The following is a 26,519-nucleotide window of genomic DNA, read 5'->3' as shown; positions in this document are numbered from 1 at the left end:
TTTGTCTTAATTCATTGAGGAGATTTTGTTTTGTTAGACGTTATTAAAAATCTTGTTCCACGTCGTTTTTGTTCTAGTAAACTTGAAATTCCTGTGGTGCGCCTTCATGGGGCAATTATGGATTCAACGTCACCGATAGCACGGTCGCTTTCATTAGGCAGGTGTGCGAGTCTTTTGGAGAAGGCTTTTGCACATAAAAAAGCACCGGTTGTTGCACTTATTATCAACTCTCCTGGAGGGTCACCTGTGCAATCGCGTTTTATTTACAAGCGTATCCGTGATTTGGCAGAGGAAAAAAATAAACAAGTTCTTGTATTTGTTGAAGATATAGCGGCGTCAGGTGGTTATATGATTGCTTGTGCAGGGGATGAGATTTTTGCTGATCCTTCTTCGATTATTGGTTCTATCGGCGTTGTTTCAGCATCCTTCGGTTTTCCTGAGCTTTTGAAGAAAATTGGTGTTGAACGACGTGTTTACACAGCAGGAAAGAACAAGGTTACCTTAGATCCTTTTCAGCCTGAAAAGAAGGCAGATATTGAGCATTTGAAATCTCTACAACTCGAAGTTCACCAAACTTTTATTGATGTGGTTAAAGAACGGCGTGCAGCGAAGTTATCAAATGATCCGAACATTTTTACAGGAATGTTTTGGAGCGGAAAGAAAAGCATTGAACTTGGACTTATTGATGGATTGAATGATGTGCGTTCCGTTATTAAGGAGCGGTTTGGGAATGATACCAAGCTTCGATTAATCACACCTCCAAAAAGCCTTTTAGGACCTAAAATTCCTTCAGGAGTTGCTGCTCATGCGGTTTATACAGCGGTTGATAGTGCTTTGATGCTAGCGGAAGAGCGAGCACTTTGGCAACGTTATGGTTTGTGATGAAATGCTTAAAGAGAGTTGATAATTTTGCTTCAAAAGCGATTATGAGAAAGAGAAAGCATGAAATGATGTGGATGATTGCATTCAGTCTATTATGTATAACAGCTTTTTATGTTTATCGTTTGTTTAAAAAACGAGTACAGGAGATGTTACAGGATATTTATTGTAGAGAATCTAAGCCAAATAGAGGGGAAAGGGGCACATTGGTAAAAGATCCCTGTACAGGTGAATATTACGTAAGATGATATCGGATGTGCAAGCTTCATTCAAAAGGCATTCCTATGTATTCACGCCTATTAAGTTGAATTTAGCTTTGCATGTTGTTGGGCAGCGCGCGGATGGTTATCATTTAATAGAAAGTTTGGTGTATTTTAGTCTCAGCGGAGATCGTCTAGACTATGCGCCTTATGAAAGGGATCACTTTGTTTTAACAGGTCCTTTTGCCAATAAGCTTGTTTCTCATTCAGATAATTTGGTTGTTCGCGCACGTGATTTTATGCAAAAGGCATTTCCCAAAAGTGCTCAACCGGTTTCTTTTCAACTTGTTAAAACCTTACCTGTTGCTTCAGGCATTGGTGGTGGGTCAGGGAATGCTGCCGGTGTTATAAGCATATTGCGTCAACAGTGGAATCTTGATTGTTCTTGTGAAAAATTAGCAGAAATGAGCTTAGTTCTTGGTGCTGATGTACCAATGTGTCTTTTTGCTTTGGAATATCAGCAGCCACTTTTGGTGCAAGGAATTGGCCAAGATATTATACGATTAAAAGAGGCTTGTCCTCTTGCAATGGTATTAGTGAATCATGGTCAACAGATTGAAACAAAAGCTGTTTTTGAGGCTTTGGAGAAGCATGATTATCCTTCCTTAAAAATTAATCCAGAAGCTCTTAAAACAGTTTATTCATTGGTTGAGGCTTTACAAGAAACGCGTAATGATCTTTTTGCTCCTGCATTAAAAATTGCACCTCAATTAAGGCAAGTGTTATCTCTCTTAGATGAGAGTGGCTCTCTTTTTTCTCGTATGTCAGGGACGGGAGCAACTTGCTTTGGTATTTTTAAAGATCAGAAAGCAGCTCGAAAGGCAGCTCTCTTTATCAAATCAACGCACCCAAGTTGGTTTGTAAAACCTATCGTGACTTTAGGAAAAATGTGAGAAATAAATTAAAAATAAAAGATTTTTTGGGGTAAAGATTCATCATATATAATAGAGAGATTAAGCAATGGCATATTTTTTTCCAGATCAAATTCTTACATGCTAAGATAATGTTTTAGGAGAAGGTTCGGATAGCAATGTGGAAGACTGCGTAATTGAGTTTTTTATTTCTGGTGCTTGTGCAAGAGTTTATGAAGATGTTTGCTGGTCTATTTTTATTGTAGAGTTTGTAGAAAAGAGGCTATACGCAAAAATAGCTGTCTGTTCCATTATATTTGTGTTTATCAAAAATGTTTAATTTACCACTTCAGCCAAATTTTTCGTATGAACTAGATTTGCAGAGACAGGGTTTTTTTTATATAGCAGGTGTTGATGAAGTAGGACGTGGACCTCTCGCTGGGCCGGTTGTAACAGCAGCAGTTGTTTTGGATAAAGATCATATTCCTGAAGGGCTGAATGATTCAAAAAAGCTTTCTATTTTACAACGCGAAAAACTGTACGATGACATTTTGCGAAATGCATTAGCGGTTTCACTTGCGAGTCTTTGTGCCCATACAATTGATCAGTCTAATATTAGAAAGGCAACTTTGGAAGCGATGCGTCGCAGTATTATAGGGCTAGCAGTTCCAGTTCACTATGCATTGGTTGATGGACGTGATATTCCCTCTGAACTACCATGTCCAGCAGCAGCTTTGATTAAAGGTGATCAACGTTCGGTTTCAATTGCAGCGGCATCTATTATTGCCAAAGTAACACGGGATAGGATGATGGAATGTGCGGGACAGGTTTATAAAGATTATGGTTTAGAAAAACACGTAGGTTATGCAACGTTAGCACATCGCGTAGCCCTTCATAAATACGGACCAGTTGTAGGATTACACCGATATAGTTTTTCACCAATCAAAGAGAACTATAGGGATGAGGTGTCATGACAATTTTGCCTCTCAATAGTGTTTCAATAAGGGAAGCAGTTACACTTCTTGAACAGGGAAGGTTAGTAGCGCTGCCGACAGAAACTGTCTACGGATTGGCGGGTGATGCAACCAATGGGAGGGCAGTTTCTTCTATTTTTTCTACAAAGAAGCGGCCACAATTTAATCCTCTGATTGCTCATGTAAGCGGCATCGAAATGGCGGAACACTACGTTGACATTGATGTTCTTTCACGTCGATTGATGGAGGTATTTTGGCCCGGCCCTTTGACATTTGTCTTACCTTTAAAAGTGCATCATGATATTCATCCTTTAACCACTTCTGGTTTGGATACATTGGCTGTTCGTTTTCCAGATAGTTGTTTTGCAGAAGTTGTGCAAAGTTTTGGTCGTCCTCTCGCTGCTCCCAGTGCAAATCAGTCTGGACGTCTTAGCCCGACTTCTGCTGAAGCTGTTTTAGAATCTTTAGGAAGATCTGTTCCTTTGATACTTGACGGAGGACCTTCTAAAATAGGACTTGAATCGACGATTATTAAGGTATGTGGTGAAAGACTTTATCTTTTGCGTCCAGGAGGACTTGCGGCTGAAGAGATTGAAAAAATTGCGGGAAAATCGCTACAACGAATAGATCAGCGGGCTGCAATTGAGGCACCAGGGATGTTAAAATCGCATTATGCACCCAATGCCGCAATTCGTTTGAATGCACAAAAGGTGGAAAGCGGTGAAGCCCTTTTAGCATTTGGTCCCAAACGTATTATGGATGTTGAAAATGCTGTTTCTATTTTAAATCTGAGTGAGAGTGGACAGTTGGAAGAAGCAGCCTCTCATTTATTTCAATATATGAAGCAATTAGATTCATGCAAAGTGAGATCTATTGCAGTAGAATCGATTCCATCATACGGATTGGGTGAGGCTATAAATGATCGTCTCATACGTGCTGCGGCTCCAAGGGGGAAATGAAGATGGAGCAGGAAGTAATTGAAAGATTTAGAAGCATTGTTGGTGCGGCGCACGCGATAACAGATCAAGCGCTGATTGCCCCCTATTTGCTTGAAGAACGCGGACGTTTTCATGGAAAAACACCATTACTTTTACGTCCGTCTTCTAATGCAGAGATATCGTCAATTATGCAATTAGCCAGTCAAACGCGCACACCAATTGTGCCTCAAGGAGGAAATACAGGTCTTGTGGGTGGTCAACAACCAGATGAGAGTGGGAAGGACGTTCTTTTATCCATGGAAAGATTGAACAAGATAAGATGTATAAATCTTGAAGGTAATTTTGCCGTGGTAGAGGCTGGTGTTATTTTACAGGATTTACAGAAAAAAGCAGATGAATTAGATCGTTTTTTTCCTCTCTCTTTGGCTTCAGAAGGTTCTTGCCAGATAGGGGGAAATCTTTCATCTAACGCTGGAGGGACAGCTGTTTTAGCTTATGGCAATATGCGTGAACTTTGTCTTGGCTTGGAAGTCGTTTTACCTGATGGCCGTATTTTGGATGATTTGCGTTTTGTAAAAAAAGACAATAGCGGTTATGATTTGAAAAACCTTTTTATTGGTGCAGAAGGTACTTTAGGCGTTATAACAGCTGCAGTTTTAAAGCTTTTTCCAAGACCAAAAGGAAAAGCAGTTGCTTTGGTGGGGTTAAGTAATCCAGCGAAAGCTCTCGAGTTTTTATCTCTTGCTCAATGTTATGGAGGAGAGATGTTGACAGGTTTTGAGCTTATGGGACAACTGAGCTTACAAATGGCTTTAGACTATAAGATGTGTGAGAGGTCTCCTCTTGAACATGAACATGAATGGTATGTATTAGTCAATATTTCGTCATTACAAGGTGAGGTTGAGGCACTATCAGTACTAAATATTATTTTAGAAGAGTCTTTTAAAAATGCTGTGATAGAGGATGCAGTTGTTGCACAATCATTAAAGCAGCAAGATTTTTTTTGGCAATTGCGTGAAAGTATATCCTCTGCACAAAAGTTAGCAGGAGGGTCTATTAAGCACGATATTGCGGTGCCTCTTGCTGCTATTCCTGATTTTATTGCCGAGGCAGCACATATCGTTGAAGAGATTGCTCCGGGGGCGCGGGTGGTTTGTTTTGGCCACATGGGAGATGGAAATTTGCATTATAATATAACCCAACCTGTGGGAGCTGATCCTGTAGTGTTTTTGCAGTTATGGTCACGAATGAATCATCATATTCATAATTTAGTGATGCACTATCAAGGTGCTTTTTCTGCTGAGCACGGAATTGGTCAACTGAAGCGCGAGGAACTTCGCACTTTCAAATCACCTGTTGCTTTAGATATTATGCAAGGGATTAAGAAAATGCTTGACCCTTTAGGGATTATGAATCCCAAAAAAATATTATAATTCAAAGAGAGATAAATTTTATCACGTGTTTTTGTTTAGATTTTAATAACCAAAAAAGAAACCAGTTGTTTTTTATTCAATCTTTTAATAATCCAATGGGGAAAAGCTGTTAAAGGGGGTATATTATTAGAATAAATTGGGACACTATATATGGCTAATCAATGCTTTAATCAGGCAAAAGCGGTGCTTGAATTTCGGTTAGATCCGTGCCATTTGCCACAAACAACGACATATTTCTCTTCAAAAACAGGCAATCAAATAGTTTGTTCGTTAAGTGAGCGCGGTGTTTTTTTTAAAACAGATACTCCCTCAAGCTTGTCACGTTTAATACCATCTTATCACTTCAAAGGAATTGCGGCACGTACTGTAAAAACGTGTTCAGGGGAGAGAGCCGTTGCATTAGAGTTATTTCATACAGATAAGGAATCTTGCATTCCGCTTCTCGTTTCTAGAGATTTAAATAATGTTCTTCTGGATTGGCGATTATGGGCGGATATTTATGATCTTCCTATGCTTATGATTAATGAAGATCATCGCATTATGGTTGTTAAAGATCGCTCTGATTTACGTCGTTTTTTGGGGACAACACTGCATTCTAAACAAAAGCGTTTTTTACTTCGTTATAGCAATCCATTGGGTTTGCGTTTGGTGATCGGGAATCGCGTTGCTCTACAGTAGTACTGATGTGCATTCATTTTTTACTATTGTGCTGTTCTATGCATTTATTTACGCTACATTCTGCATTTTATTGACTGTAAATTAAAAGTTTTTTGACAACCTAGGTTTGTAATAGGTGTTGAGTGTATGAGACTTCTTTCCTTTATGCTTAATAATACCAAACGCTTTTTTTCAAAGCATTTAAGTCATGGTTTTAAATACAGTGAGAACATGCTTCTTGACAATGGAGGTTTCGTTTTTGCGCTTATCATGAAAGTATTAGTAAGTAAAAACAGAAAATTGATGGCTTTCTCTATCAAAGGAAAATGACAGTATATAATATTTGTTTTCAAGCTTTTGTAAGCAAAAGATGCGTTGTAAAAACTGGCAAGCAAATGAATTTTAAATCAATATAACACAAGATAACTATGTGATTGCAATCATAACTTTATAATAAGTTTTTTGTTTTTCCTACTTTGCAATGGGTATGAATAGCCTATTTATGTGTTTTATTTTTCAAGTAAAATTCAATATTTTTAAATCGCAAAAAATATAAAACAGTAAACAGATTTACGCATTATATTATCACGGCCGGATTTAAATGATAAAAAAAACTTCTCGAAGGATTTAACTTTCTCGTGCAACGGCTCGCCATCCGATATCACGGCGGACAAATCCTTCTGGCCAATCAATACAATCGACAGCTTCATAGGCACGTTTTTGAGCTTGCGTAACGCTTTCTCCTGTTGCCGTTATATTTAAAACGCGCCCACCATGAGCAATGAGCTCTCCATTGTGTAATGTTGTGCCAGCTTGAAAAACCTTCACATCAGGGAGAGTATTTAGCTTATCAAGATTACGGATAACAGTACCTTTTTGAGGAGAGTCTGGATAACCCTTGGCAGCCATAACAACAGTTAAAGCAGTTTTTTCAGACCATTGAAGGGGGGTATGTTCAAGCTTTCCTTGAGCTGCGGCAAGAAGAAGCGGAAGAATATCCTCTTTGAGACGCATCATTAAAACTTGACATTCAGGATCACCGAAACGTACGTTAAATTCAATAAGTTCAGGTCCTTTTTTCGTTATCATCAATCCAACAAAGAGGATACCTTTAAAGGGAGCTCCCATTGCATTCATGCTGTAGAGAGTTGGTTCGACAATTTCTTTGAGAGTACGCTGAACCATTTCCTGTGTCATGATAGGAGCTGGTGAATAAGCTCCCATGCCACCAGTATTTGCTCCTGTATCACCATCACCCACACGTTTATGATCTTGTGCAGATCCAAAGGGAAGAGCAGTTTTACCATCACAAAGACAAAAGAAGCTTACTTCTTCACCTTCAAGAAAAGATTCTACAACAATTTTTTTTTCTACATTATCAAAGGCATTTTTGAAGCAGGAATCAACGGCGTTAAATGCTTCGTCTATAGTTGTTGCAACAACAACACCTTTACCAGCAGCTAAGGCATCGTCTTTGATAACAATAGGAACACCTTGTTGACGAATATAGGCTTTGGCTTTTACAGCATCATTAAAACATTGGTAGGATGCTGTAGGAATGTTATTTTTATGGCACAGATCTTTTGTAAAAGCTTTTGAACCTTCTAGCTGAGCAGCCTTTTGAGTCGGTCCAAAGACACATATATGCGCGTTATGAAGAGAGTCTGTTATACCAGAAACGAGAGGTGCTTCTGGTCCAACAACGACCAAGTCAATAGAATGGGTTTTACAAAAGTTAATAACGAGAGAGTGGTCATTAATGTTCAAATCAATATTTTCACCCAGTTCCATTGTTGCAGGATTTCCAGGAGCACAATATAATTTTGTTAGCAGTGGTGATGCTGCTATTTTCCATGCTAAAGCGTGTTCTCGTCCACCTGAGCCGATAAGAAGGATGTTCATTGTTTGCTCCTATCATAGAAGATGATTAAATACGTTTTCTTGTCATAAGAATGAAATACCTGTATCGCAAGACTAAAGGTAAAACTATTTGATGAAAAAAAATAAAAATATTGCACATATTCAATCTCCTGAGAAACAGGGACGTGTTATGGATGCATCCTCCAAACAATGGGTTTATTATTTTCTACCATCTTCTTTGTGGTTTTATGCTCAATTGGCACGTTGGGATAGACCTATTGGATGGCAATTGTTGATGTGGCCTTGTTTTTGGTCAACAACAATGGCTTTTGTCTCTTATGAAATGCATAAATTGCCTTTTTTAACCATGCTCTTTCATTGGTTCTGGTATCTTTTTCTTTTTTTCCTAGGATCTATAGCTATGCGGGGTGCAGGGTGTACTTGGAACGATCTTATAGATCATAAAATTGATTCTCAGGTAGAAAGAACACGTTCTCGACCATTGCCAACAGGGCATGTGAGTCGGTTTCAAGCAAAAGTTTTTATATTGATGCAATGTTTGGTTGGTTTAGGTGTTTTATCGCAATTTAATAGATACAGTTTTTTTCTAGGGATCTCATCACTTATAGCAGTTGCGGTATATCCTTTTATGAAACGTATAACCTATTGGCCGCAGTTTTTTTTAGGTATTGCATTTAATTGGGGGGCATTAATGGGGTGGGCAGTTGTGTGTGGAAGTTTGAGTTGGGCACCCATTTCACTTTATGTAGGATCTATCTTATGGACGATAGGATATGATACAATTTATGCACATCAAGATAAGGAGGATGATGCTACTGTTGGTGTAGGTTCCACGGCACTTCTTTTTGGTAAAGGCACTAAGCGCGCTTTGGTGTTTTTATATAGTGGTTTTGTAGTTTTTGTCAGCCTAGCATTTTATTTGGCACAGGTTCCTCTCCTTAGCTTTCTGGGAGTTATTGTTGCAAGTATTCATATGTTTATTCAAATTAAAACGCTTGATGTAGATGACAATTCACAATGCTTAAAGCTTTTCAAATCGAATTCGTTTATTGGTTTTGTGGTTTTCGTTGGTTTAGTATGCGGTGGTATATGGATGATCATTTACCCAGCCGTTTAACAACAAGCTAAAAGAAAAAACATATGTATGTGATTTTAAAGTGAAGGGAATGAAAGTCTAAAGATGCTTTTAGTGATTAAAAATCTCTTGTTTTTTTGCAATTTTTATAGTCAATTTGCACTCTATGTGATTTTTTGTTTTTGTTCTCAGAAAACTTTCCCGTGTAAATGGTGGCCTCGTCAAATTTTACTTATTTCTTAAAGGAACTGAAAACAGACTTTAATGGGGATACCAAAATCAATCACTCTCATTCAAATTCTATTCTGTTTTTAAAGTTTGAAGAATTAGGGATAAAGTTTTTGTTTTTGCCAATTGTCATGTTCTACAGAAGGGCGTGTAAAGAGCAGGCGTTCATGTAAACGAAAGGGGCGATCACGCCAGAATTCGATAAAGAGGGGTTGAACGCGAAATCCGGACCAATAAGGTGGGCGTGGGATATTTCCTACTGCATAACGCGTAGTATATTGAGCAATTGCTTTTTCGAGGACAAAACGGTTTTCTAATGGTCGAGATTGTTTAGAGGCCCATGCACCAATTCGACTCCCCCGTGGTCGTGATTGGAAATATGCATCTGCTTCTTGAGTACTGACTTTTTCAACAATTCCTCGAATTCTAACTTGACGACGCAGCGATTTCCAATGAAAACATAAGGATGCTTTCATTGATTTTAAAATTTCTTGTCCCTTGCAACTTTCATAGTTGGTATAAAAGACGAATCCTTGAAGACTGTAATCTTTGAGAAGAACCATACGAACATTAGGCAAGCCCGTTTCATCAACTGTTGCGAGTGCCATAGCATTGGGATCATTTATTTCACTCACTGTTGCTTCTTCAAGCCATTTTGTAAAAAGTGCAAAAGGGTTTTGCATTTGCATAAAACCGTCGTCTTTTTGTACTTTATCGTTCATAATAACTCCAAATGTCAGTGAGTATGAGTGGTGCACTCTTTAATTTACTTTGTTGCCAAGAAATAAAATGCTGTTTTTTCTTCTTAAAAAAACAATACCGCCATGTACTCTTGTGGTATCTTAATCATTCTTGTTTTTAGTATAAATGCAATAAGTTATAAAATAAAATATCTCTTTTATCTGGTATTTTGGTTTCTTTATAGACATATAAAGAGAGAAAAAATCATTCTTGAGAGTAGTTTGATAAGGCTGTGAAAAAGATTAACAACATACCAGTTTTGATATTTTCAAAACGAAAAAATTGAAAAGAGGGCAATATGCGTGATCCGTACGCAATTCTGGGTGTGGCACGTACCGCAAAACCGCAAGAGATTAAATCGGCATTCAGAAAATTAGCAAAGAAATATCATCCAGACCACAATAAGGATGATGTAAAAGCTAAAGAGAAGTTTTCTGAAATTAATCAGGCTTATGAAATTATAGGTGATAAAGATAAAAAAGCCCAATTTGACCGAGGTGAGATTGATATGGAAGGAAAGCCGCTTTATCAAGCTTATGGTACTGGTGAAAACTTTGGCAATAGTCACAATCCTTTTTCAAGAGGGGCGAAGGGGTTTGATTTTGGATCTGCAAGCGATGCTAGTTTTGATGCGAGCGATATTTTTCGCGATTTGTTTGGTAGAGGAGGGAGCTTTTCAAATTCTAGACAATATACGCATTCTCAACAAGGTGCTCATGTTCGTGCCAATCTTGCCATAACATTGGAGCAGATGGTTGGAGCAGAAAAGGTGGAAGCTGTTTTTCCTAATGGAAAAAAGTTAAAAATTAAATTACCAGATTATGTTGAAGATGGACAAACTATTCGTTTAAAAGGTCAAGGAGAAGAGGCGCCTTTTGGGCAAGCAGGGGATGCGTTGATAACCATTCAGATTCAAAAACATCCTCGTTTTCGGGTTGAAGGAAGGGCGCTTCATCTTGATTTACCTGTTTCCCTTCAACATGCTGTTTTGGGAGCAAAAGAAGAAGTAGAGACTTTGGAAGGGCGTGTAGTTTTAACTCTTCCTGCTTGGTCAAGTTCTGATCGTGTTTTACGGTTGAAAGGAAAAGGGCTTCGTTTAAAAAACGGTACAAGAGACGATCTTTATGTGCATGTTCGTATCATGTTGCCGGAAGGTGGGGATGCTGCGTTAGAACAATTCTTGCAAATGCGAAAAGGTTAATTTTTGAATTATATATAAAGCGTAGTTTTTGTTTTGATTTTAAACCAATTGCTTGAAGAAAAAGTTGACCTATGCCATAGGCAGATAAATAATATCATTTTTAAGTAACAATGGGGCAATGCTAATGGCTAAGGGTAATGGTTTATTGTACGGCAAGCGTGGTTTAATTTTGGGGTTGGCCAATAATCGCTCTATCGCTTGGGGAATAGCTAAAGCGGCGTGTAGTGCGGGGGCTCAGCTTGCCTTTACCTATCAAGGTGAGGCAATGAAAAAGCGTGTTGAGCCTTTAGCTGAAGAAGTAAATGGGATTGTTTGTGGTCATTGCGATGTTTCTGACAGTGAATCGATTGATACAATCTTTAAAGTAATAGAGAAGAAATGGGGCAAACTCGATTTTCTAGTTCATGCTATTGGTTTTTCTGATAAAGATGAATTAAGCGGTCGTTATATTGATATTAGCGAATCAAATTTTATGATGACCATGAATATTTCTGTTTATTCCTTAACAGCTTTAGCCAAACGTGCAGAGAAATTAATGTCGGATGGCGGTTCAATTTTAACATTGAGCTACTATGGTGCAGAAAAGGTTGTTCCCAATTATAATGTAATGGGAGTTGCAAAAGCAGCTCTTGAAGCCAGCGTGAAATATCTAGCAGTGGATTTAGGTCCTCAGCATATTCGTGTTAATGCTATATCGGCTGGTCCAATTAAAACATTGGCCGCTTCTGGCATTGGTGATTTTCGTTATATTTTAAAATGGAATGAATATAACGCTCCTTTACGTCGTACGGTGACAATTGAAGAAGTAGGTGATTCTGCTCTTTATTTTCTTTCAGATTTGTCTCGTTCTGTTACGGGTGAAGTGCATCACGTGGATTCAGGGTATAATGTCATAGGCATGAAAGCTGTTGATGCCCCAGATATTTCCGTCGTTAAAGAATAAAGTTTGGTTTATAAAATTTTACTCAGCAGCGGTGATTTGACCGAATTTAAAGCGGCCAATGTTATTTTTGAAAACAGGTTGTTTTGTATAACTTAACAGAGGCTGTCGTTGCGTATATTTTGACGGAGAAACGGGTCATTTTTTATGTCACATAATACATTTGGTCATTTGTTTCGTGTAACAACATGGGGTGAAAGTCATGGCACTGCTCTTGGATGTGTTATCGATGGTTGTCCCCCAGGAATTATTTTTACGCGTGCAGAGATCCAAACTTATCTTGATAAGCGCCGACCAGGACAAAGCAAGTATACAACGCAGCGGCAAGAATCGGATCAGGTAGAGGTGCTTTCAGGCGTTGTTGTTCAGGATGATGGAACAACATTGATGACAACAGGGACTCCAATTTCCTTGTTGATTCAAAATACAGATCAGCGCTCGAAAGACTATGGCTCGATTGCCCACCAGTATCGTCCTAGTCATGCAGATTATACTTATGATGTTAAATATGGCATTCGTGATTTTCGAGGGGGTGGGCGTGCTTCAGCGCGTGAGACGGCAGCACGTGTTGCGGCAGGTGCGCTCGCACGTAAAATTGTTTCTGATTTGATTGTACGGGGAGCTGTCATAGCAATTGGTCCCCATACGATTAATCGTGAACGTTGGAACTGGTCAGAGATTAATAATAATCCTTTTTTTACACCTGATGCAGAGATGGTACAGGTTTTTAGTGATTATATAGATAAAGTACGTAAAAAGGGTTCATCTGTTGGAGCTGTTGTTGAGATTATTGCAGAAAATGTGCCAGCAGGTTTAGGAGCACCTATTTATGCAAAACTTGATCAAGACATTGCTTCATTACTCATGTCGATTAATGCAGTAAAAGGTGTTGAAATAGGTGATGGTTTTGCAGCAGCACGCCTGACAGGAGAAGAAAATGCAGATGAAATGCGGATGGGCAGTGATGGAAAGCCACTCTTTTTATCCAATCATGCGGGCGGTATTTTAGGTGGAATATCGAGTGGGCAGCCAATAGTTGCACGTTTTGCTGTGAAGCCTACTTCATCAATTCTAACACCTCGTCGTTCAATTGATATTGATGGTCATGATGTAAATGTTGTAACGAAAGGACGCCATGATCCCTGTGTTGGGATTCGTGCTGTTCCTGTTGGTGAAGCGATGGTTGCTTGTGCTATTGCTGACCATTATCTAAGACATCGCGGTCAGGTTGGAAGCTTTGAGGGGTAAATAATGGCATATGATGAGAAAAAAATTGTTTCTGCACTTCAAGCTTTTGAACGCGGTGAAATTGTTGTGGTTACCGATGATGATGACCGTGAAAATGAAGGTGATTTAACGGTTGCTGCTAGCCATTGTACAGAAGAAAAAATGGCATTTATCATTCGTCATACAACGGGTATTATTTGTGCCCCTCTACCAAAAGAAGAAGCACAACGGTTTAATCTTGTTCCTATGGTGCCAGATAATAATTCAGCGCATCGTACCCAGTTTACTGTTACTGTTGATTTTAAACATGGGATAACAACAGGGATTTCAGCACATGACCGTACATTAGCAGTGCGTAATCTTGCGAATTCAAATGCTGGTCCGAATGATTTTGTCCGTCCAGGACATATTTTCCCTTTGATTGCGCATGAAGGAGGAGTTCTTATGCGTTCAGGACACACGGAGGCAGCTGTTGATTTATGTAAATTAGTTGGTTTGCCGCCAGTTGGTGTTATCGGTGAGTTGGTCAATGATGATGGAAGCGTTAAACATGGAGATGAGATTACAAAATTTGCACAAGATAATCGTCTGCATATCATAACGGTTGCAGATTTAATTGCTTATCGCCAACGTAAGGAAATGTTGATCAGGCATGTTGGAGAAATGCATATTGAGACATCAGTAGGTCCCGCTATTGTTCAAAGTTATCAACTTCCTTGGGAAACAGTTCAGCATGTTGCAATTGTTTTTGGAGATATCCGTGATGGTGTAGATATTCCTGTGCGTTTGCACCGTGAAAGCGTTATAAATGATGTTTTTTGTCAATCTTCAGAGATTATGGCTATCATGCAACGTATGATGGAACGAGAAAAGCGTGGAGTGTTTGTTTATTTGCGTGAAGGATCTGTTGGTGTACAATCAGCTATTGGCATTCAGGAGATGGTAAAAGAAGGTTCAGAAAGCCACATGCAGGCAATTAAACGCGAAGAAGAATGGCGCCAAATTGGTTTAGGATCACAAATTTTAAAACATTTGGGGATTCGTTCTGTTATTGTGTATGCTTCTAGAGAGCGCCATTATGTAGGTTTAGAAGGTTTTGGAATTCGTATATCCAGAACAGATATCTTGTGAGGATTGCATGAAACAAGAGATAAATAAGGGGGATATTACGGCTTTAAGTTTTGAAGAAGCACTTAAGCAACTTGAAGTAATTGTCGAGAATTTAGAACGCGGGGATATTCCTTTAGAACAATCAATTGATATTTATGAACGTGGTGAATCTCTTAAAAAACACTGCGAGAAACTTTTGAAAGTTGCTGAAGCTAAAGTTGAGAAAATTCAGCTTTCAGAGGGAGGATCCCCAGAAGGAGTAGAGCCTCTTGATTCTGAATAATAGTTAAGTAATTTGGGGATATTTATTGCAAAAGAGGTGAGCAGTGACTTAGTTTAAAGGGAAGGGATTTTATCAGTTTCTTTTTTATGAAATAAGTGAGGAAATGGGGAAAAACCATAAATCATCACCAGTAGAAAATATTTTCCAGTAACAATATGCTAAATTATATATAGAAGAGGGGAGGAGGTATATTTTTACTATCTCTTGATGCGATAATATTAAGGAGCTTTTTTTGTCTCAGGTCTTAACGCCATTGCTTGATCGTATTTGTGTACCGCATGATTTGCGGGCATTATCTGAGTCTGATTTGGTAAAATTAGCCGATGAGTTGCGGATGGAAACAATTGATGCGGTTTCCGTAACAGGTGGTCATCTTGGTGCAGGACTTGGTGTTATTGAGCTCACGGTTGCATTGCATTATGTTTTTAATACACCTGAAGATAGGATTATTTGGGATGTTGGTCATCAAGCTTATCCGCATAAAATTTTAACAGGGCGTAGAGATAGAATTCGCACATTACGCCAAGAGGGTGGGTTATCAGGTTTTACGAAGCGTTCAGAAAGTGTGTATGATCCATTTGGTGCTGGTCATTCTTCTACTTCTATTTCAGCTGGACTTGGTATGGCGATAGCGAGTGCTTTAAAAGCAGAGGAAAAGCGGAATATCATTGCTGTGATTGGTGATGGTGCTATGTCTGCTGGTATGGCTTATGAAGCGATGAATAATGCTGGTGCCTTGAATGCACGTTTGATTGTTGTTCTTAATGATAATGATATGTCTATTGCACCACCTACAGGTGCTATGAGCGCTCATCTTGCACGATTGGTTTCTCGTCCTGCTTATCGTAGTTTGCGTGAACGGATCAAGGTACTAGGCGAAAAATTGCCTAAGTTCTTTTTAGATAAAGCACGTCTTTCAGAAGAATTTGCGCGTGGCCTTTTGGTTGGAGGAACTTTATTTGAAGAGCTTGGTTTTTATTATGTGGGACCAATTGACGGACACAATTTAAAGCATTTATTGCCTGTTTTGAAAAATGTTCGTGAATATCCTCATGGGCCTGTTTTGGTACATGTGGTGACGCATAAAGGAAAAGGATATGCCCCTGCAGAAGCGTCATCTGATAAATATCACGGTGTTAATCGTTTTGATATTGTAACAGGTAAACAGGTTAAAGCGCAAAGCAATGTTCTCCCCTATACTAAGGTGTTTTCTAAGGCTTTAATAGAAGAAGCTAGTCATGATGATAAGATTGTGAGTATAACAGCAGCAATGCCGGCGGGGACAGGTCTTGATGCTTTTGCTGAAAAATTTCCTGAAAGAATGTTTGATGTTGGTATTGCTGAACAGCATGCGGTCACTTTTGCTGCTGGCATTGCTTGTGAGGGGTATAAGCCTTTTGTCGCGATTTATTCTACTTTTTTACAGCGCGCTTATGATCAGATTATCCATGATGTATCGATTCAAAAATTACCTGTGCGTTTTGCGATTGATCGAGCAGGCTTTGTGGGGGCAGATGGCGCGACGCATGCTGGTAGTTTTGATATTGTTTTTTTAACCACTCTTCCTGAATTTGTTGTGATGGCGCCGTCTGATGAAATTGAGTTGATGCATATGGTGCGTACTGCTGCAGCTTATGATGAGGGGCCACTTTCTTTTCGTTATCCACGTGGTGAAGGTGTTGGCATGGATTTACCGCAGCGTGGTGAATTGTTAGAGATTGGAAAAGGGCGTGTTCTGCGTGAAGGCAATAGGATAGCTTTAGTATGTTTTGGAACACGGATGTCAGAAGTGTTAAGAGCTGCTGATGCTTTGGTTGCGGAAGGGTTGTCAACAACGGTTGCAGATGCACGGTTTGCAAAGCCTTTGGATAAAGATTTGATGCGTCGTTTGGCACGTGAGCATGAAGTATTAGTGACAATTGAAGAAGGTGCAATAGGCGGATTTGGAGCGCACTTATTACAATTTTTAGCGCAAGAAGGGCTTTTAGAGCATGGTTTGAAAGTTCGCACATTAAAACTTCCTGATGAATATTTAAACCATGGTTCACCAGAGAAAGTTCTTTCTCGTGTAGGACTTGATGCCGTTGGTATTGTTAACACGGTTTTTACTGCTTTAGGACGCAAGATTCGGACAGTGCAGAAATTTTGAGTATGAGATGGCTGTTAGGAAAAGGCTTGATGTTTTTTTAGTTGAAAAAAACTTTTTTACAACACGCTCGCGAGCGCGTGATGCTATTATGCGCCAAACCGTTAAAGTTGATGGCAAAGCAGTTTTAAAAGCTGGACAAACCATTTCTGATGACGCAGAGATTGTCGTTTGTGATCCAGCACAGGGTTATGTTTCACGTGCAGCGTTAAAATTGATTTGTGCACTTGATGCTTTTCCCATTATAACAGATCAAGTGACCGCCATTGATATTGGTGCATCAACAGGTGGTTTCACACAAGTTCTCTTAGAACGTGGAGCAGCTCATGTTATTGCGGTTGATGTTGGTCACCACCAATTGGATGCACGTTTATTGAACAACAGTGCAATAACCTTATTAGAAGGTTTAAATGTCAGAGATTTGAAACAAGAACATCTAGGTGGACGAGAAATTGATCTCATTGTTTCAGATGTCAGCTTTATTTCTCTTAAACTTGCATTACCTCCTGTTTTGTCTTTAGCCAAGAAGGGAGCTCAAGCCATGTTATTAGTAAAGCCTCAATTTGAGGTTGGTCGAGAAGCTCTTGGCAAGGGTGGAATATTAAAAGATCCATTAATGGCGAAAGAAAGTGCTGAAAGACTTTTTGATTGGTTAAACATGCAAAGAGAATGGAGTGCAAAAGGTTTGCTTCCTTCACCTATTGCAGGTGGTGATGGTAATTTAGAATATTTGTTGTTTGGAGAAAAACAAGAGTGAATGACAATGTCATAATAGACCATATGGGGATGAATGGTCATGGTGTCGTCAAAGCATTACATGGTTTGGTTTACGTTCCTTTTACTTTACCAGGAGAGTGTGCTGAAATCACCGTTCATGGAAAATATGCTACACTCAGAGCATTAAAGGAAAAATCATCAGAACGCATTGATGCTCTTTGTCGGCATTTTGGAAAATGTGGGGGATGTGCACTCCAGCATTGGCATCCTGATGTTTATCGCGAATGGAAACGACAATTGGTTATTGATTCTCTTAAAGAATATGGGCTTGATGTTGTTGTTTCTCCTTTAATCGAATGTAAGCCCTATAGCCGGCGGCGGATGACTCTAACAGCATCTATGACACCGCAAGGTCAGAGAGTTGGCTTTAATCGTCACCTCTCTCATGAGATTGTAGCTCTTGAGGAATGTCCAGTAAGCCGACCAGAGCTTATGTCTAAGCTAGATGATATCAGGATCCTTTGTGCTTGTTTAAGCAATTATGCTAAACGATTTCATGTCACAATCACACTTGTTGAAAATGGTTTTGATGTTGCTTTAAGTGGTTGTGCTGTACACAATGAGTCAATTCGTCAGAAAATGGTACGTATAGCTCTTTCGTGTGGGATTACGCGTTTGTCTGTTGAAGGTGAAGTTTTGGTTGAACAAGAAAAACCATTGATATACTTCGGAGATGTCTGTGTTGAATTTCCGGCTGGTGGATTTCTCCAAGCAACTTTTGCAGCAGAAAATATAATGGGTGATATTATTTTGACTCATTTTAAAAAAGCAAAAAATGCTCTTGATTTATTTTCTGGGGTAGGAACATTTACATTGCGCATGGCTAAAAAAATGAACGTCCATGCAGTAGAAAATGATGAGCGAGCATTAACAAATTTAGATTCCGCAGCACGTTTTGCAACGGGTTTAAAAACAGTAACTTGTGAAAAACGTGATCTTTTCCGCCGTCCACTTTCTGTGAAGGAACTTGAATGTTTTGAGTGCGTTGTTTTTGATCCTCCACGCGCTGGTGCAGAACAACAAGTGCGTGAATTAGCGAAGACAACAATATCTCGTGTCGTGGCTATTTCATGCAATCCTACTACATTTGCGCGTGATTTATCTCTTCTTGTAGCAGGTGGCTATACAATAGAAAAAATCATACCAATTGATCAATTTTTATGGTCACCCCATGTTGAAATTGTTGCACTCTTGAGTAAACGCAAAGCAAAGGCAAGTTGGAAGCTTTAGCCTCAATTGAAGAGTTTTTTGACAGCTTTATTGAGAATGTTAAATGAGTTGATTTGGTATATTTTATGAAAGTGCTGTTCCACCAATTGTCATATTATTAATTCGCAGATGAGGTTGCCCAACGCCAACAGGAACGTTTTGTCCAGCTTTTCCGCACATACCGATACCATTATCAAGTTTGCTATCATTGCCAATCATGGTAATGTGTTTCATGGCATCTGGTCCGTTTCCAATAAGGGTTGCACCTTTAATAGGTGCTACGATTTTACCATTTTCTACTCTGTAAGCTTCAGTGCATTCAAAGACGAATTTTCCAGAAGTGATGTCGACTTGTCCTCCACCAAATGAAACAGCATAGATACCGTTTTTTAATGAGGATAGAATTTCTTCAGGTGTTTTATCGCCTCCTAGCATCATAGTATTGGTCATCCGCGGTATTGGCGCATGTGCATAGGATTCACGCCGTCCATTACCGGTTGGATGAACACCCATAAGACGGGCATTTAGTCTGTCTTGCATAAAACCAATAAGTTTTCCATCTTCAATAAGAACGTTATATCCTGATGGGGTTCCTTCATCATCGACAGTGAGTGAGCCACGGCATTGAGGAATTGTACCATCATCAACAACTGTAACACCTTTTGCAGCAACTTGTTGGCCCAAAAGTCCAGCAAAAGCAGAGGTTTTTTTGCGGTTAAAGTCACCTTCCAAACCATGTCCTATGGCTTCATGAAGCATAACACCGGGCCATCCATTAGCGAGGACAACATCAAATGTTCCTGCTGGGGCTGCTTCTGCCTCTAAGTTTATAAGAGCCATACGCAAGGCTTCATCAGCAGCCTTTTTCCAGTTTTCTTCATGAATAAACTGGCTAAATGCTTGGCGCCCACCACATCCATAGAAGCCATTTTCACGCCGATTACTGTCAGCAGCAACTACAGATATAGACAGTCGTACAAGAGGACGAATATCACGAATCAAATGACCATCGGCGCGTAAAATTTCAACATGCTGGAGAGAACCAGAAAGAGAAACAGTTACTTGGTGCAATTTATCATTTTTTGCACGTAAATAGGCATCAATTTTTTGCAAAAGCATACTTTTGTCTTCAAATGATGGAGCGTCAAGAGGATTAAGAGGTTGATAGAGTCTTTTGTTTGTCTGTTGAGGTGCGACACTATAAGGTCCTGTATGATTATTATAGGTAACAGCTTTAGCCGCTTCACTGGCACGTTTGAGTGCAGCAGCGGTTAATTCACTAGAATGCGCATATCCAGTAGCTTCTCCAGCAACAACGCGCAGACCAAATCCCATATCTTGATGAAATGAGCCATTTTTAAGCTGTCCATTATCGAATAAAAGCGTTTCACTTTCTGTATACTCAAGGTAAAGCTCACCATCATCAGCATGATGAAGTGTTTCTTGTACAAGTGATTGCACTTTAGATGAATCAATATCAAAATGGTCAATCAATGATTTCATGGTGATTATCCTATTTTCATGGAGAATTGGAAAACTTCCAGTTATCTTTTTTAGAAGCTGTAGAGTGCGTTATGAGGTTGTAATTATGCAATACGCATAAAGTTGTTAAGTTGGTAGAGTTGCATAAGCATCACTAAGTCCTTTAAGGTCAATGATTCCCCCAACGGCTTGCTCAGGAGTTGTAAAAATAAAGTAGGTTGCCATTTTGCCCTTAAAAAAGAGCTGTAATATGTCTTTTTTAAGGACAGCTTCAGCAACACAATTATCACCAAGGCATCGGCGATATTCCACTCTTCCCATATTTTTATCGTCAATTTTGAGACCAACACCAGGACGTAATTCCACGCGGATTGGAACAAAAACACGCATCAAAGCTCCTTGATCTTTAGGGAGTTTATAAAACGTAACGCGGAGAGTAATGTCATGACGATTTTGTGTGTGTACATTTTGGACAACTTCACATTGCATGTTAGGTGTACCTGGTGGGAGAGAACAAACTTTTGTCCATGCACCGTAAGCTTGTGGGGCGGGGACACTTTGTATATGAGATGTTTGTGCAAGTGCACGATGAGCAGAAACATTACAGAGTGCACAAAGAAGAACACCAACAAAGAAAGTTTTTTTCAGCAATTTATAAAGTACCACAGAAAACCCTAACCGCATCATCACTACATTATATAGCTCTGTATAAAAATGAACCATCAAAACTAAAATTATAACACAAAACTATTATCTCCCCAAATATATTAATCCATATGCACAAGATAAAATATGTTATAAAAAAGAAGGCTTTTAGTTGCTTTATGATGTTTGGTATGATGTATAGAGTATGCTTGTTATTTAAGAAATAATGTGTGTTGAAAAAATGTATTTTCATTGCAAAAATCTTCGTCTGTTTTTGGAAGATATATTATTTTCAGAAACATTGTGCTCTTAATTTGTCATTCCCATATGCTAAGCAGTCTTTGTGCGTGGATGACAGAAATAGAAAAGGTCTTTGAGTGGAATGTTTGTTTCAGAAGGATTATCAGCTGCAAGTGATAAATCAATTCCGCCAAAATCTGGTATTGGTGATTATATCACGCTCTTAAAACCACGGGTTATGTCACTTGTTGTATTTACAGCTTTGGTTGGGCTTGTGGTGTCACCAGTTCCTATTAATCCATTTTATGGTTTTTTAGCAATTTTATGTATTGCTCTAGGTGGTGGTGGTGCAGGAGCACTTAATATGTGGTATGATGCTGATATTGATGCAGTGATGGAACGTACCAAAAATCGTCCCATTCCCACTGGTAAGATCAGCTCTCAGAAGGCGTTTATTTTTGGTATGGTTCTTTCTGTGCTTTCTGTGTTTCTTATGGGAAGCTTCATTAATTGGTTTGCAGCATTTTTTCTTGCCTTTACAATTTTCTTTTATGTCGTTGTCTATACAATTTGGCTAAAGCGTATAACGCCACAGAATATTGTGATTGGCGGTGCATCTGGAGCTTTCCCACCAATGATTGGATGGGCTGTGACAACGGGTACAGTGAGTATTGAGAGTTTTTTATTATTTTTAATCATTTTTATGTGGACGCCACCCCATTTTTGGTCTCTTTCTTTATTTTCATCTCTTGATTATGAGGCAGCAGGCATTCCTATGATGCCTAATGTACGAGGTGAACATTCAACAAAAAAACATATCTTGTTTTATACTGTTCTGATGGCCATATGTGCTGCTGGGCCCTATATTATTGGTCTTGCAGGAACTTTTTATGGTATTTTTTCATCAATCTTGAGCGTTATTTTTATTTATTTCGCTTACCGTTTGTGGAAAACTGACACACATAATGCGACTCTTGTAACGGCAAAAAAAACGTTTTTCTTTTCGTTATTTTATTTGGCTGCTCTCTTTGGCACTCTTTTAATGGAAACTTTGATATTCTATCATTTTCTAGCATAGTGAAATGAGCGAGCGAGCTTTAAAAATGGCTTTGCCTGAAGAAAATATGATAAGAAAGTGCCATATATTAGATGCTTTTACGGGGGAGGGGAGTATTGTCTAGTATTTTTCTTGACACCATTTGTGTCATGCATAACAAGAGTTCGTTTAAAATTTTAGTAAAAGTTATAGATATTAAGGATGGTTTATGTCTCTACGTCCTCCTTTAACAATACGTCTTTGCGGTCCACGTGGATTTTGTGCAGGGGTTGATCGTGCTATTCAGATTGTTCTTCTTGCATTAAAAAAATATGGTGCTCCAGTGTATGTTCGTCATGAAATTGTACACAACCGCTATGTTGTTGAAGGATTGCAACAACGCGGGGCTGTTTTTGTTGAAGAACTTGATGAGATTCCAGAAAAACACCACAACCAACCTGTTGTATTTTCTGCCCACGGCGTGCCAAAGTCTGTACCAGAAGAAGCCTGTCGCTATAATTTGTTTTATCTAGATGCAACATGTCCGTTAGTTTCTAAAGTTCATAAGCAAGCGATACGACATAAACGGCATGGTCGTCATGTTATATTAATTGGTCATTCTGGTCATCCCGAGGTAATAGGAACAATGGGGCAGCTTGAAAAAGGGGATGTAACATTAATTGAAACGATTGAAGATGCTTTATATTATCAACCTCATGATCCAGATAAATTAGGATTTGTGACGCAAACAACACTTTCTGTTGAAGATACAGCAGAGATTCTTGATGTGTTACAACAGCGTTTTCCTGCATTAGAAGCTCCAGCTGCTGAATCGATTTGTTATGCCACTACGAATCGACAAGATGCTGTTAAGGCAGCAGCACTAGGGAGCGATTTATTTCTAATTGTTGGAGCGCCGAATTCTTCTAACTCACGACGTTTGGTAGAAGTTGCTGAAAGATTTGGTGCGCAGCGGGCTGTTTTAGTTCAGAGGGTTGATGAAATTGATTTTGATCGTCTGGGAGCTCTTTCTGTTGTAAGCCTTTCAGCAGGAGCGTCTGCTCCTGAAATTATTATTGAAGAAATTGTTTCAGCTTTTCGTGAACGTTATGATGTTACAATAGAATTGGCTGAGACAGTGGTGGAAACGGAAACATTTTTGGTGAGTCGCGAATTACGTGATGTCGCTTTAACGCCTCAAGATACGGCTTTTGTCAATGGTCGAGCTGAGATGTTGAAAAATGAAAATCAAGATATGCCTCTAACGAAAGCAAAATAATGGCAGTTTATACAGATATTCATCCAAATGATTTGAAGGCATTTTTGACACGTTATTCGATAGGTTCACTTTTATCTTATCAAGGTATAGAAGAGGGGATCGAGAATTCTAATTTTATGCTGTATACAACAGAGGGAAGGTTTGTTTTAACGCTTTATGAAAAACGTATTTCAAAAGATGATTTGCCTTTTTTTTGTAATCTTATGCGGCATTTAAGGCAGCGCGGAATTCCTTGCCCCCAACCCGTTGTACAAAATGATGGGACAACGATTGGTCAATTAGCAGGGCGCCCTGCTGCCATTATTACTTTTCTGGAAGGAAGGTGGATTCATCAGCCCAATATATATCATTGTGGTGAAGTGGGATCTAGTTTAGCGCAATTGCATTTAGCAGGACAGGATTTTACACTGAGTCGTAAAAATACTCTTTCTGTTATGGGCTGGAAATTATTATGGGAACATTGTCAAACGAGCAAAGATGCGTTGTTAAAAGAGTTTGAACAAAAAATTAGTATGGAATTGTCTTTTTTACAAGAAAATTGGCCGTCAAATTTACCAACAGGTGTTATTCACGCTGATTTATTTAATGATAATGTGTTTTTTTTGGACCATCGTCTTTCTGGTATTATAGATTTCTATTTTGCTTGTAATGATTTTTGGGCTTATGATTTAGCTATCTGTTTGAATGCTTGGTGTTTTGAACAGGATCATTCCTATAATCTTACCAAAGCACGCAAGTTATTGGAAAATTATCAAAAAGTAAGGCCATTGATACCTGTAGAAATAAAGGCAATTATTTTGTTGGCGCGTGGTGCTTCTTTGCGTTTTTTACTTACACGTCTTTATGATTGGTTCAATACACCGACAGATAGCTTTGTCGTTAAGAAAGATCCATGGGAATATTGGCATAAGCTTTGTTTTTTCAGTAATGTAGATTCATTGAGTGAAGTGGGTTTCTGAATTCTATGTTAAATCAACAAAAAGTCGTTGAGATTTATACAGATGGAGCTTGCTCTGGTAATCCTGGAGTTGGAGGATGGGGAGCAATTTTACGTTGGAATGGTCATGAACGTGAACTTTATGGTGGAAAAGAGCACACGACCAATAATCAAATGGAATTAATGGCAGCAATTCATGCATTAAAAGCACTTAAAGAACCTTGTTCAGTCGATCTTTATACGGACTCAGTTTATGTACGCAATGGTATTTCTCTGTGGCTTGAAGATTGGAAGAAAAATAATTGGCGTACGGCGTCAAAAAATCCTGTGAAAAATATGGAGTTATGGCAGGCTCTTGAAGATGTTTGTTCTCGCCATACTGTCAGATGGCATTGGGTAAAGGGGCATGCAGGGCATCCAGAGAATGAGCGGGCAGATGCTCTTGCTCGAAAAGCGATAACTGAATATCGCGAAAACGGATGTTTTTAGAAAGAGTACTTTTTTCAAACTTTTCTCTTTTATTGCGGAGTAGCAAGAGGGGTTTGTTACGGAAAGAGTGTAAATGTTCCACTTAAAGCATGACTTTTAAAAGAAACTGTATAAAAAATGGTGTGGTTTGTTTCATCTGGTGTGAAATAAATTGGAGCGCTAAAAAGTGTATAGTCTGTATTTTTAGTTACTTTTTTTGCTGGTCCAATTTGCATTTCTCCTCCATCTAAAAAGAGAGAGTAAGGGGCAATCCTATTGTTATTTTGTATTTTAATGAAGAGGATGTTTTTCTTTTTTTCAGCACTTATTTTTAATGCATCATGCGTTGTACGAGGTAAAGTATCTTGAGCTTTCTTTAACAAGGATAAAGGGAGACGTTTGTTTTTTTGAACCGATGGAGAAAAATCAAAGGGAACAGTAAAGGGAAGACAGATTTTGTGACATAATCCAAGTGTTAAAGTACCACTTAAATTTTTGCTTGAACCAGAAAGACTGAAGGGCAAGACGACTTTGTCTTTATAGCCTAATGACCAGTCATTTTCTGTTTCATAGAGCTGTGGTGTGGGATAAAAGATTTCATAAGAAACCTGTTGGTTGAAGGTAAAAAATGGTGCCATACCGGAATTACCTGGATTGCGCCAATAGGTTTTCCATTTTGGTTTGAGAACAATTTCAATAATACCCTCTCTTATTCCAGAAAGAGATGGTTCTGTAAGAGCTAATCTGATACGTCCACCGTCTGATTCATACCAAGATGTTGCTAAAAGAGATGCGTTTTGTTTTGTGTGTGCTCTGACAGGGAAGTTAAGGAATTCTAAAATTATAAATGTTAAGCTAAAAGTAACCAAAAGTTTTTTATAAAGGGAAATTGCGGTATTTTGTAATCTTGTAAATATTAGAATTTTTTTCATTGGAGCTTTATCTTCCTATTGCACTCACTAAAGTGACTTTTATCATGTAAATTATGGAGAATAGCAGATTGATGAAGCAGTGTAACGGCTTTTTGGGGGGACAGTTACTCATAGCAATGCCAGGGATGAATGACGAACGTTTTGTTCGTTCTGTTATCTATATTTGTGCGCATTCTGATGCAGGTGCTATGGGAATTATTCTCAATCAATTACACCATATTGATTTTCCAGAGCTTTTGCTTCATCTTGGTGTGATAAAAAGTGGTCAAAAAAAAGGACTTTCTGAACCGATACAAAAGTTTCCAGTACGCTATGGTGGACCTGTTGATCCCTCACGAGGTTTTGTGCTGCACTCTGATGATTATGCTTGTAAAGAAACTGTTTCTATTGCAGATAAGGTCTGTTTCACTGCAACGATTGATATATTAAAAGCGATTAGCTGTGAACAAGGCCCACAGCATGCATTGATAGCATTAGGTTATGCTGGATGGAAAGCCGGACAACTCGAAGCAGAAATTTCTACGAATGGTTGGCTAATTAGCTCGACATCACCCAGTTTTCTTTTTGAAAGCGATTTAAGTCGCAAATACGATGAAAGCTTAATCCGCATGGGAATCAATCCAACCTATCTCGCTTCTGAAATGGGGCATGCGTAGAGTCTAAGTATTTGATTGTACACAATGTCCTATT

General features: G+C 38.9%; 25 protein-coding genes. 20 read left to right on the top strand and 5 right to left on the bottom strand.

Going from position 1 to position 26,519, the window contains the following annotated elements; genetic code table 11:
- The first annotated feature begins 30 nt into the window (after nt 1-30).
- The 6 genes from J7R12_RS03965 to J7R12_RS03940 all read left to right on the top strand — a co-directional run bounded on the left by J7R12_RS03965 (nt 31) and on the right by J7R12_RS03940 (nt 6,013).
- A complete protein-coding gene (locus J7R12_RS03965; protein ID WP_126602752.1) occupies nt 31-882 on the top strand; it encodes a S49 family peptidase in 852 nt (283 codons plus the stop codon).
- A gap of 241 nt (nt 883-1,123) precedes the next feature.
- Nucleotides 1,124-2,032 carry a 4-(cytidine 5'-diphospho)-2-C-methyl-D-erythritol kinase gene (locus J7R12_RS03960; protein WP_126602755.1) on the top strand — a complete coding sequence of 303 codons (909 nt, stop codon included), beginning with the start codon at nt 1,124-1,126 and terminating at the stop codon, nt 2,030-2,032.
- 290 nt (nt 2,033-2,322) lie between these two features.
- Nucleotides 2,323-2,964: a ribonuclease HII gene (locus J7R12_RS03955; RefSeq protein WP_126602757.1), complete on the top strand. Its 642-nt coding sequence runs from the start codon at nt 2,323-2,325 to the stop codon at nt 2,962-2,964.
- Entirely contained in the window at nt 2,961-3,923 is a 963-nt protein-coding gene (locus tag J7R12_RS03950) for an L-threonylcarbamoyladenylate synthase (protein WP_126602759.1), read from the top strand. Before J7R12_RS03955 ends, J7R12_RS03950 begins: the two co-directional genes overlap by 4 nt.
- Nucleotides 3,924-3,925: 2 nt before the next feature.
- Nucleotides 3,926-5,335, top strand: a complete 1,410-nt coding sequence (locus J7R12_RS03945; RefSeq protein WP_126602761.1) for an FAD-binding oxidoreductase — start codon at nt 3,926-3,928, stop codon at nt 5,333-5,335.
- Between the two features lie 150 nt (nt 5,336-5,485).
- Nucleotides 5,486-6,013 (top strand): DUF6101 family protein, encoded by a 528-nt coding sequence (locus J7R12_RS03940; protein WP_126602763.1) that lies wholly within the window; start codon nt 5,486-5,488, stop codon nt 6,011-6,013.
- 606 nt (nt 6,014-6,619) lie between these two features.
- Here J7R12_RS03940 and purD read toward each other — a convergent pair.
- Nucleotides 6,620-7,894 (bottom strand): phosphoribosylamine--glycine ligase, encoded by a 1,275-nt coding sequence (gene purD, locus J7R12_RS03935; protein ID WP_126602765.1) that lies wholly within the window; start codon nt 7,892-7,894, stop codon nt 6,620-6,622.
- 91 nt (nt 7,895-7,985) lie between these two features.
- Here purD and ubiA point away from each other — a divergent pair, with 91 nt between their 5' ends.
- Nucleotides 7,986-8,990: a 4-hydroxybenzoate octaprenyltransferase gene (gene ubiA, locus J7R12_RS03930; protein WP_126602767.1), complete on the top strand. Its 1,005-nt coding sequence runs from the start codon at nt 7,986-7,988 to the stop codon at nt 8,988-8,990.
- Between the two features lie 284 nt (nt 8,991-9,274).
- Here ubiA and pdxH read toward each other — a convergent pair whose 3' ends face one another.
- Nucleotides 9,275-9,898 (bottom strand): pyridoxamine 5'-phosphate oxidase, encoded by a 624-nt coding sequence (gene pdxH / locus J7R12_RS03925; protein ID WP_126602769.1) that lies wholly within the window; start codon nt 9,896-9,898, stop codon nt 9,275-9,277.
- A gap of 317 nt (nt 9,899-10,215) precedes the next feature.
- Here pdxH and J7R12_RS03920 point away from each other — a divergent pair, with 317 nt between their 5' ends.
- The 8 genes from J7R12_RS03920 to J7R12_RS03885 all read left to right on the top strand — a co-directional run bounded on the left by J7R12_RS03920 (nt 10,216) and on the right by J7R12_RS03885 (nt 18,831).
- A complete protein-coding gene (locus tag J7R12_RS03920) occupies nt 10,216-11,118 on the top strand; it encodes a DnaJ C-terminal domain-containing protein (RefSeq protein ID WP_126602771.1) in 903 nt (300 codons plus the stop codon).
- Between the two features lie 124 nt (nt 11,119-11,242).
- Nucleotides 11,243-12,061: an enoyl-ACP reductase FabI gene (fabI, locus tag J7R12_RS03915; RefSeq protein WP_126602773.1), complete on the top strand. Its 819-nt coding sequence runs from the start codon at nt 11,243-11,245 to the stop codon at nt 12,059-12,061.
- A gap of 144 nt (nt 12,062-12,205) precedes the next feature.
- On the top strand, nt 12,206-13,306 hold the full coding sequence (gene aroC / locus J7R12_RS03910; protein WP_126602775.1) for a chorismate synthase: 1,101 nt from the start codon (nt 12,206-12,208) through the stop codon (nt 13,304-13,306).
- Between the two features lie 3 nt (nt 13,307-13,309).
- Nucleotides 13,310-14,416: a 3,4-dihydroxy-2-butanone-4-phosphate synthase gene (ribB, locus tag J7R12_RS03905; protein WP_126602777.1), complete on the top strand. Its 1,107-nt coding sequence runs from the start codon at nt 13,310-13,312 to the stop codon at nt 14,414-14,416.
- A 7-nt stretch (nt 14,417-14,423) separates the two neighbouring features.
- Nucleotides 14,424-14,678, top strand: a complete 255-nt coding sequence (locus tag J7R12_RS03900) for an exodeoxyribonuclease VII small subunit (protein WP_126602778.1) — start codon at nt 14,424-14,426, stop codon at nt 14,676-14,678.
- Between the two features lie 232 nt (nt 14,679-14,910).
- Nucleotides 14,911-16,827: a 1-deoxy-D-xylulose-5-phosphate synthase gene (gene dxs, locus J7R12_RS03895; RefSeq protein ID WP_126602780.1), complete on the top strand. Its 1,917-nt coding sequence runs from the start codon at nt 14,911-14,913 to the stop codon at nt 16,825-16,827.
- A 7-nt stretch (nt 16,828-16,834) separates the two neighbouring features.
- Nucleotides 16,835-17,581, top strand: coding sequence for a TlyA family RNA methyltransferase (locus J7R12_RS03890; RefSeq protein ID WP_126602782.1), 747 nt, complete (start codon nt 16,835-16,837; stop codon nt 17,579-17,581).
- On the top strand, nt 17,578-18,831 hold the full coding sequence (locus tag J7R12_RS03885; RefSeq protein ID WP_126602784.1) for a class I SAM-dependent RNA methyltransferase: 1,254 nt from the start codon (nt 17,578-17,580) through the stop codon (nt 18,829-18,831). Before J7R12_RS03890 ends, J7R12_RS03885 begins: the two co-directional genes overlap by 4 nt.
- 63 nt (nt 18,832-18,894) lie before the next feature.
- On the opposite strand, the gene tldD is transcribed toward J7R12_RS03885, so the two are convergent.
- Both tldD and J7R12_RS03875 read right to left on the bottom strand, forming a co-directional pair.
- Nucleotides 18,895-20,313 (bottom strand): metalloprotease TldD, encoded by a 1,419-nt coding sequence (gene tldD, locus J7R12_RS03880; RefSeq protein WP_126602785.1) that lies wholly within the window; start codon nt 20,311-20,313, stop codon nt 18,895-18,897.
- A gap of 105 nt (nt 20,314-20,418) precedes the next feature.
- Nucleotides 20,419-20,976, bottom strand: a complete 558-nt coding sequence (locus J7R12_RS03875; RefSeq protein WP_126604017.1) for an invasion associated locus B family protein — start codon at nt 20,974-20,976, stop codon at nt 20,419-20,421.
- A 343-nt stretch (nt 20,977-21,319) separates the two neighbouring features.
- On the opposite strand from J7R12_RS03875, the gene cyoE reads away from it, so the two are divergent.
- From cyoE to rnhA, 4 genes are all read left to right on the top strand, one after another.
- On the top strand, nt 21,320-22,255 hold the full coding sequence (gene cyoE / locus J7R12_RS03870) for a heme o synthase (RefSeq protein ID WP_126602787.1): 936 nt from the start codon (nt 21,320-21,322) through the stop codon (nt 22,253-22,255).
- 187 nt (nt 22,256-22,442) lie between these two features.
- Complete coding sequence (gene ispH / locus J7R12_RS03865; RefSeq protein WP_126602789.1) at nt 22,443-23,492, top strand: 4-hydroxy-3-methylbut-2-enyl diphosphate reductase; 1,050 nt, start codon at nt 22,443-22,445, stop codon at nt 23,490-23,492.
- Nucleotides 23,492-24,451 (top strand): homoserine kinase, encoded by a 960-nt coding sequence (locus J7R12_RS03860; RefSeq protein ID WP_126602791.1) that lies wholly within the window; start codon nt 23,492-23,494, stop codon nt 24,449-24,451. The genes ispH and J7R12_RS03860 overlap by 1 nt, the downstream gene beginning before the upstream one ends.
- A gap of 5 nt (nt 24,452-24,456) precedes the next feature.
- Nucleotides 24,457-24,918: a ribonuclease HI gene (gene rnhA / locus J7R12_RS03855; RefSeq protein WP_126602793.1), complete on the top strand. Its 462-nt coding sequence runs from the start codon at nt 24,457-24,459 to the stop codon at nt 24,916-24,918.
- 56 nt (nt 24,919-24,974) lie between these two features.
- On the opposite strand, the gene J7R12_RS03850 is transcribed toward rnhA, so the two are convergent.
- Nucleotides 24,975-25,829, bottom strand: a complete 855-nt coding sequence (locus tag J7R12_RS03850) for a protein-disulfide reductase DsbD domain-containing protein (RefSeq protein ID WP_126602795.1) — start codon at nt 25,827-25,829, stop codon at nt 24,975-24,977.
- Nucleotides 25,830-25,900: 71 nt separating this feature from the next.
- Here J7R12_RS03850 and J7R12_RS03845 point away from each other — a divergent pair, with 71 nt between their 5' ends.
- The gene (locus J7R12_RS03845) at nt 25,901-26,485 is read left to right on the top strand and encodes a YqgE/AlgH family protein (RefSeq protein WP_126602797.1); all 585 of its coding nucleotides are present in this window, start codon (nt 25,901-25,903) and stop codon (nt 26,483-26,485) included.
- The last annotated feature ends 34 nt before the right edge of the window (nt 26,486-26,519 follow it).

The sequence above is a fragment of the Bartonella vinsonii subsp. vinsonii genome, from assembly GCF_902825235.1.
Taxonomy (GTDB): Bacteria; Pseudomonadota; Alphaproteobacteria; order Rhizobiales; family Rhizobiaceae; genus Bartonella; species Bartonella vinsonii.
The sequence above is the reverse complement of the archived record's forward strand: the minus strand, read 5'-3'. Positions and strand labels throughout refer to the sequence as shown.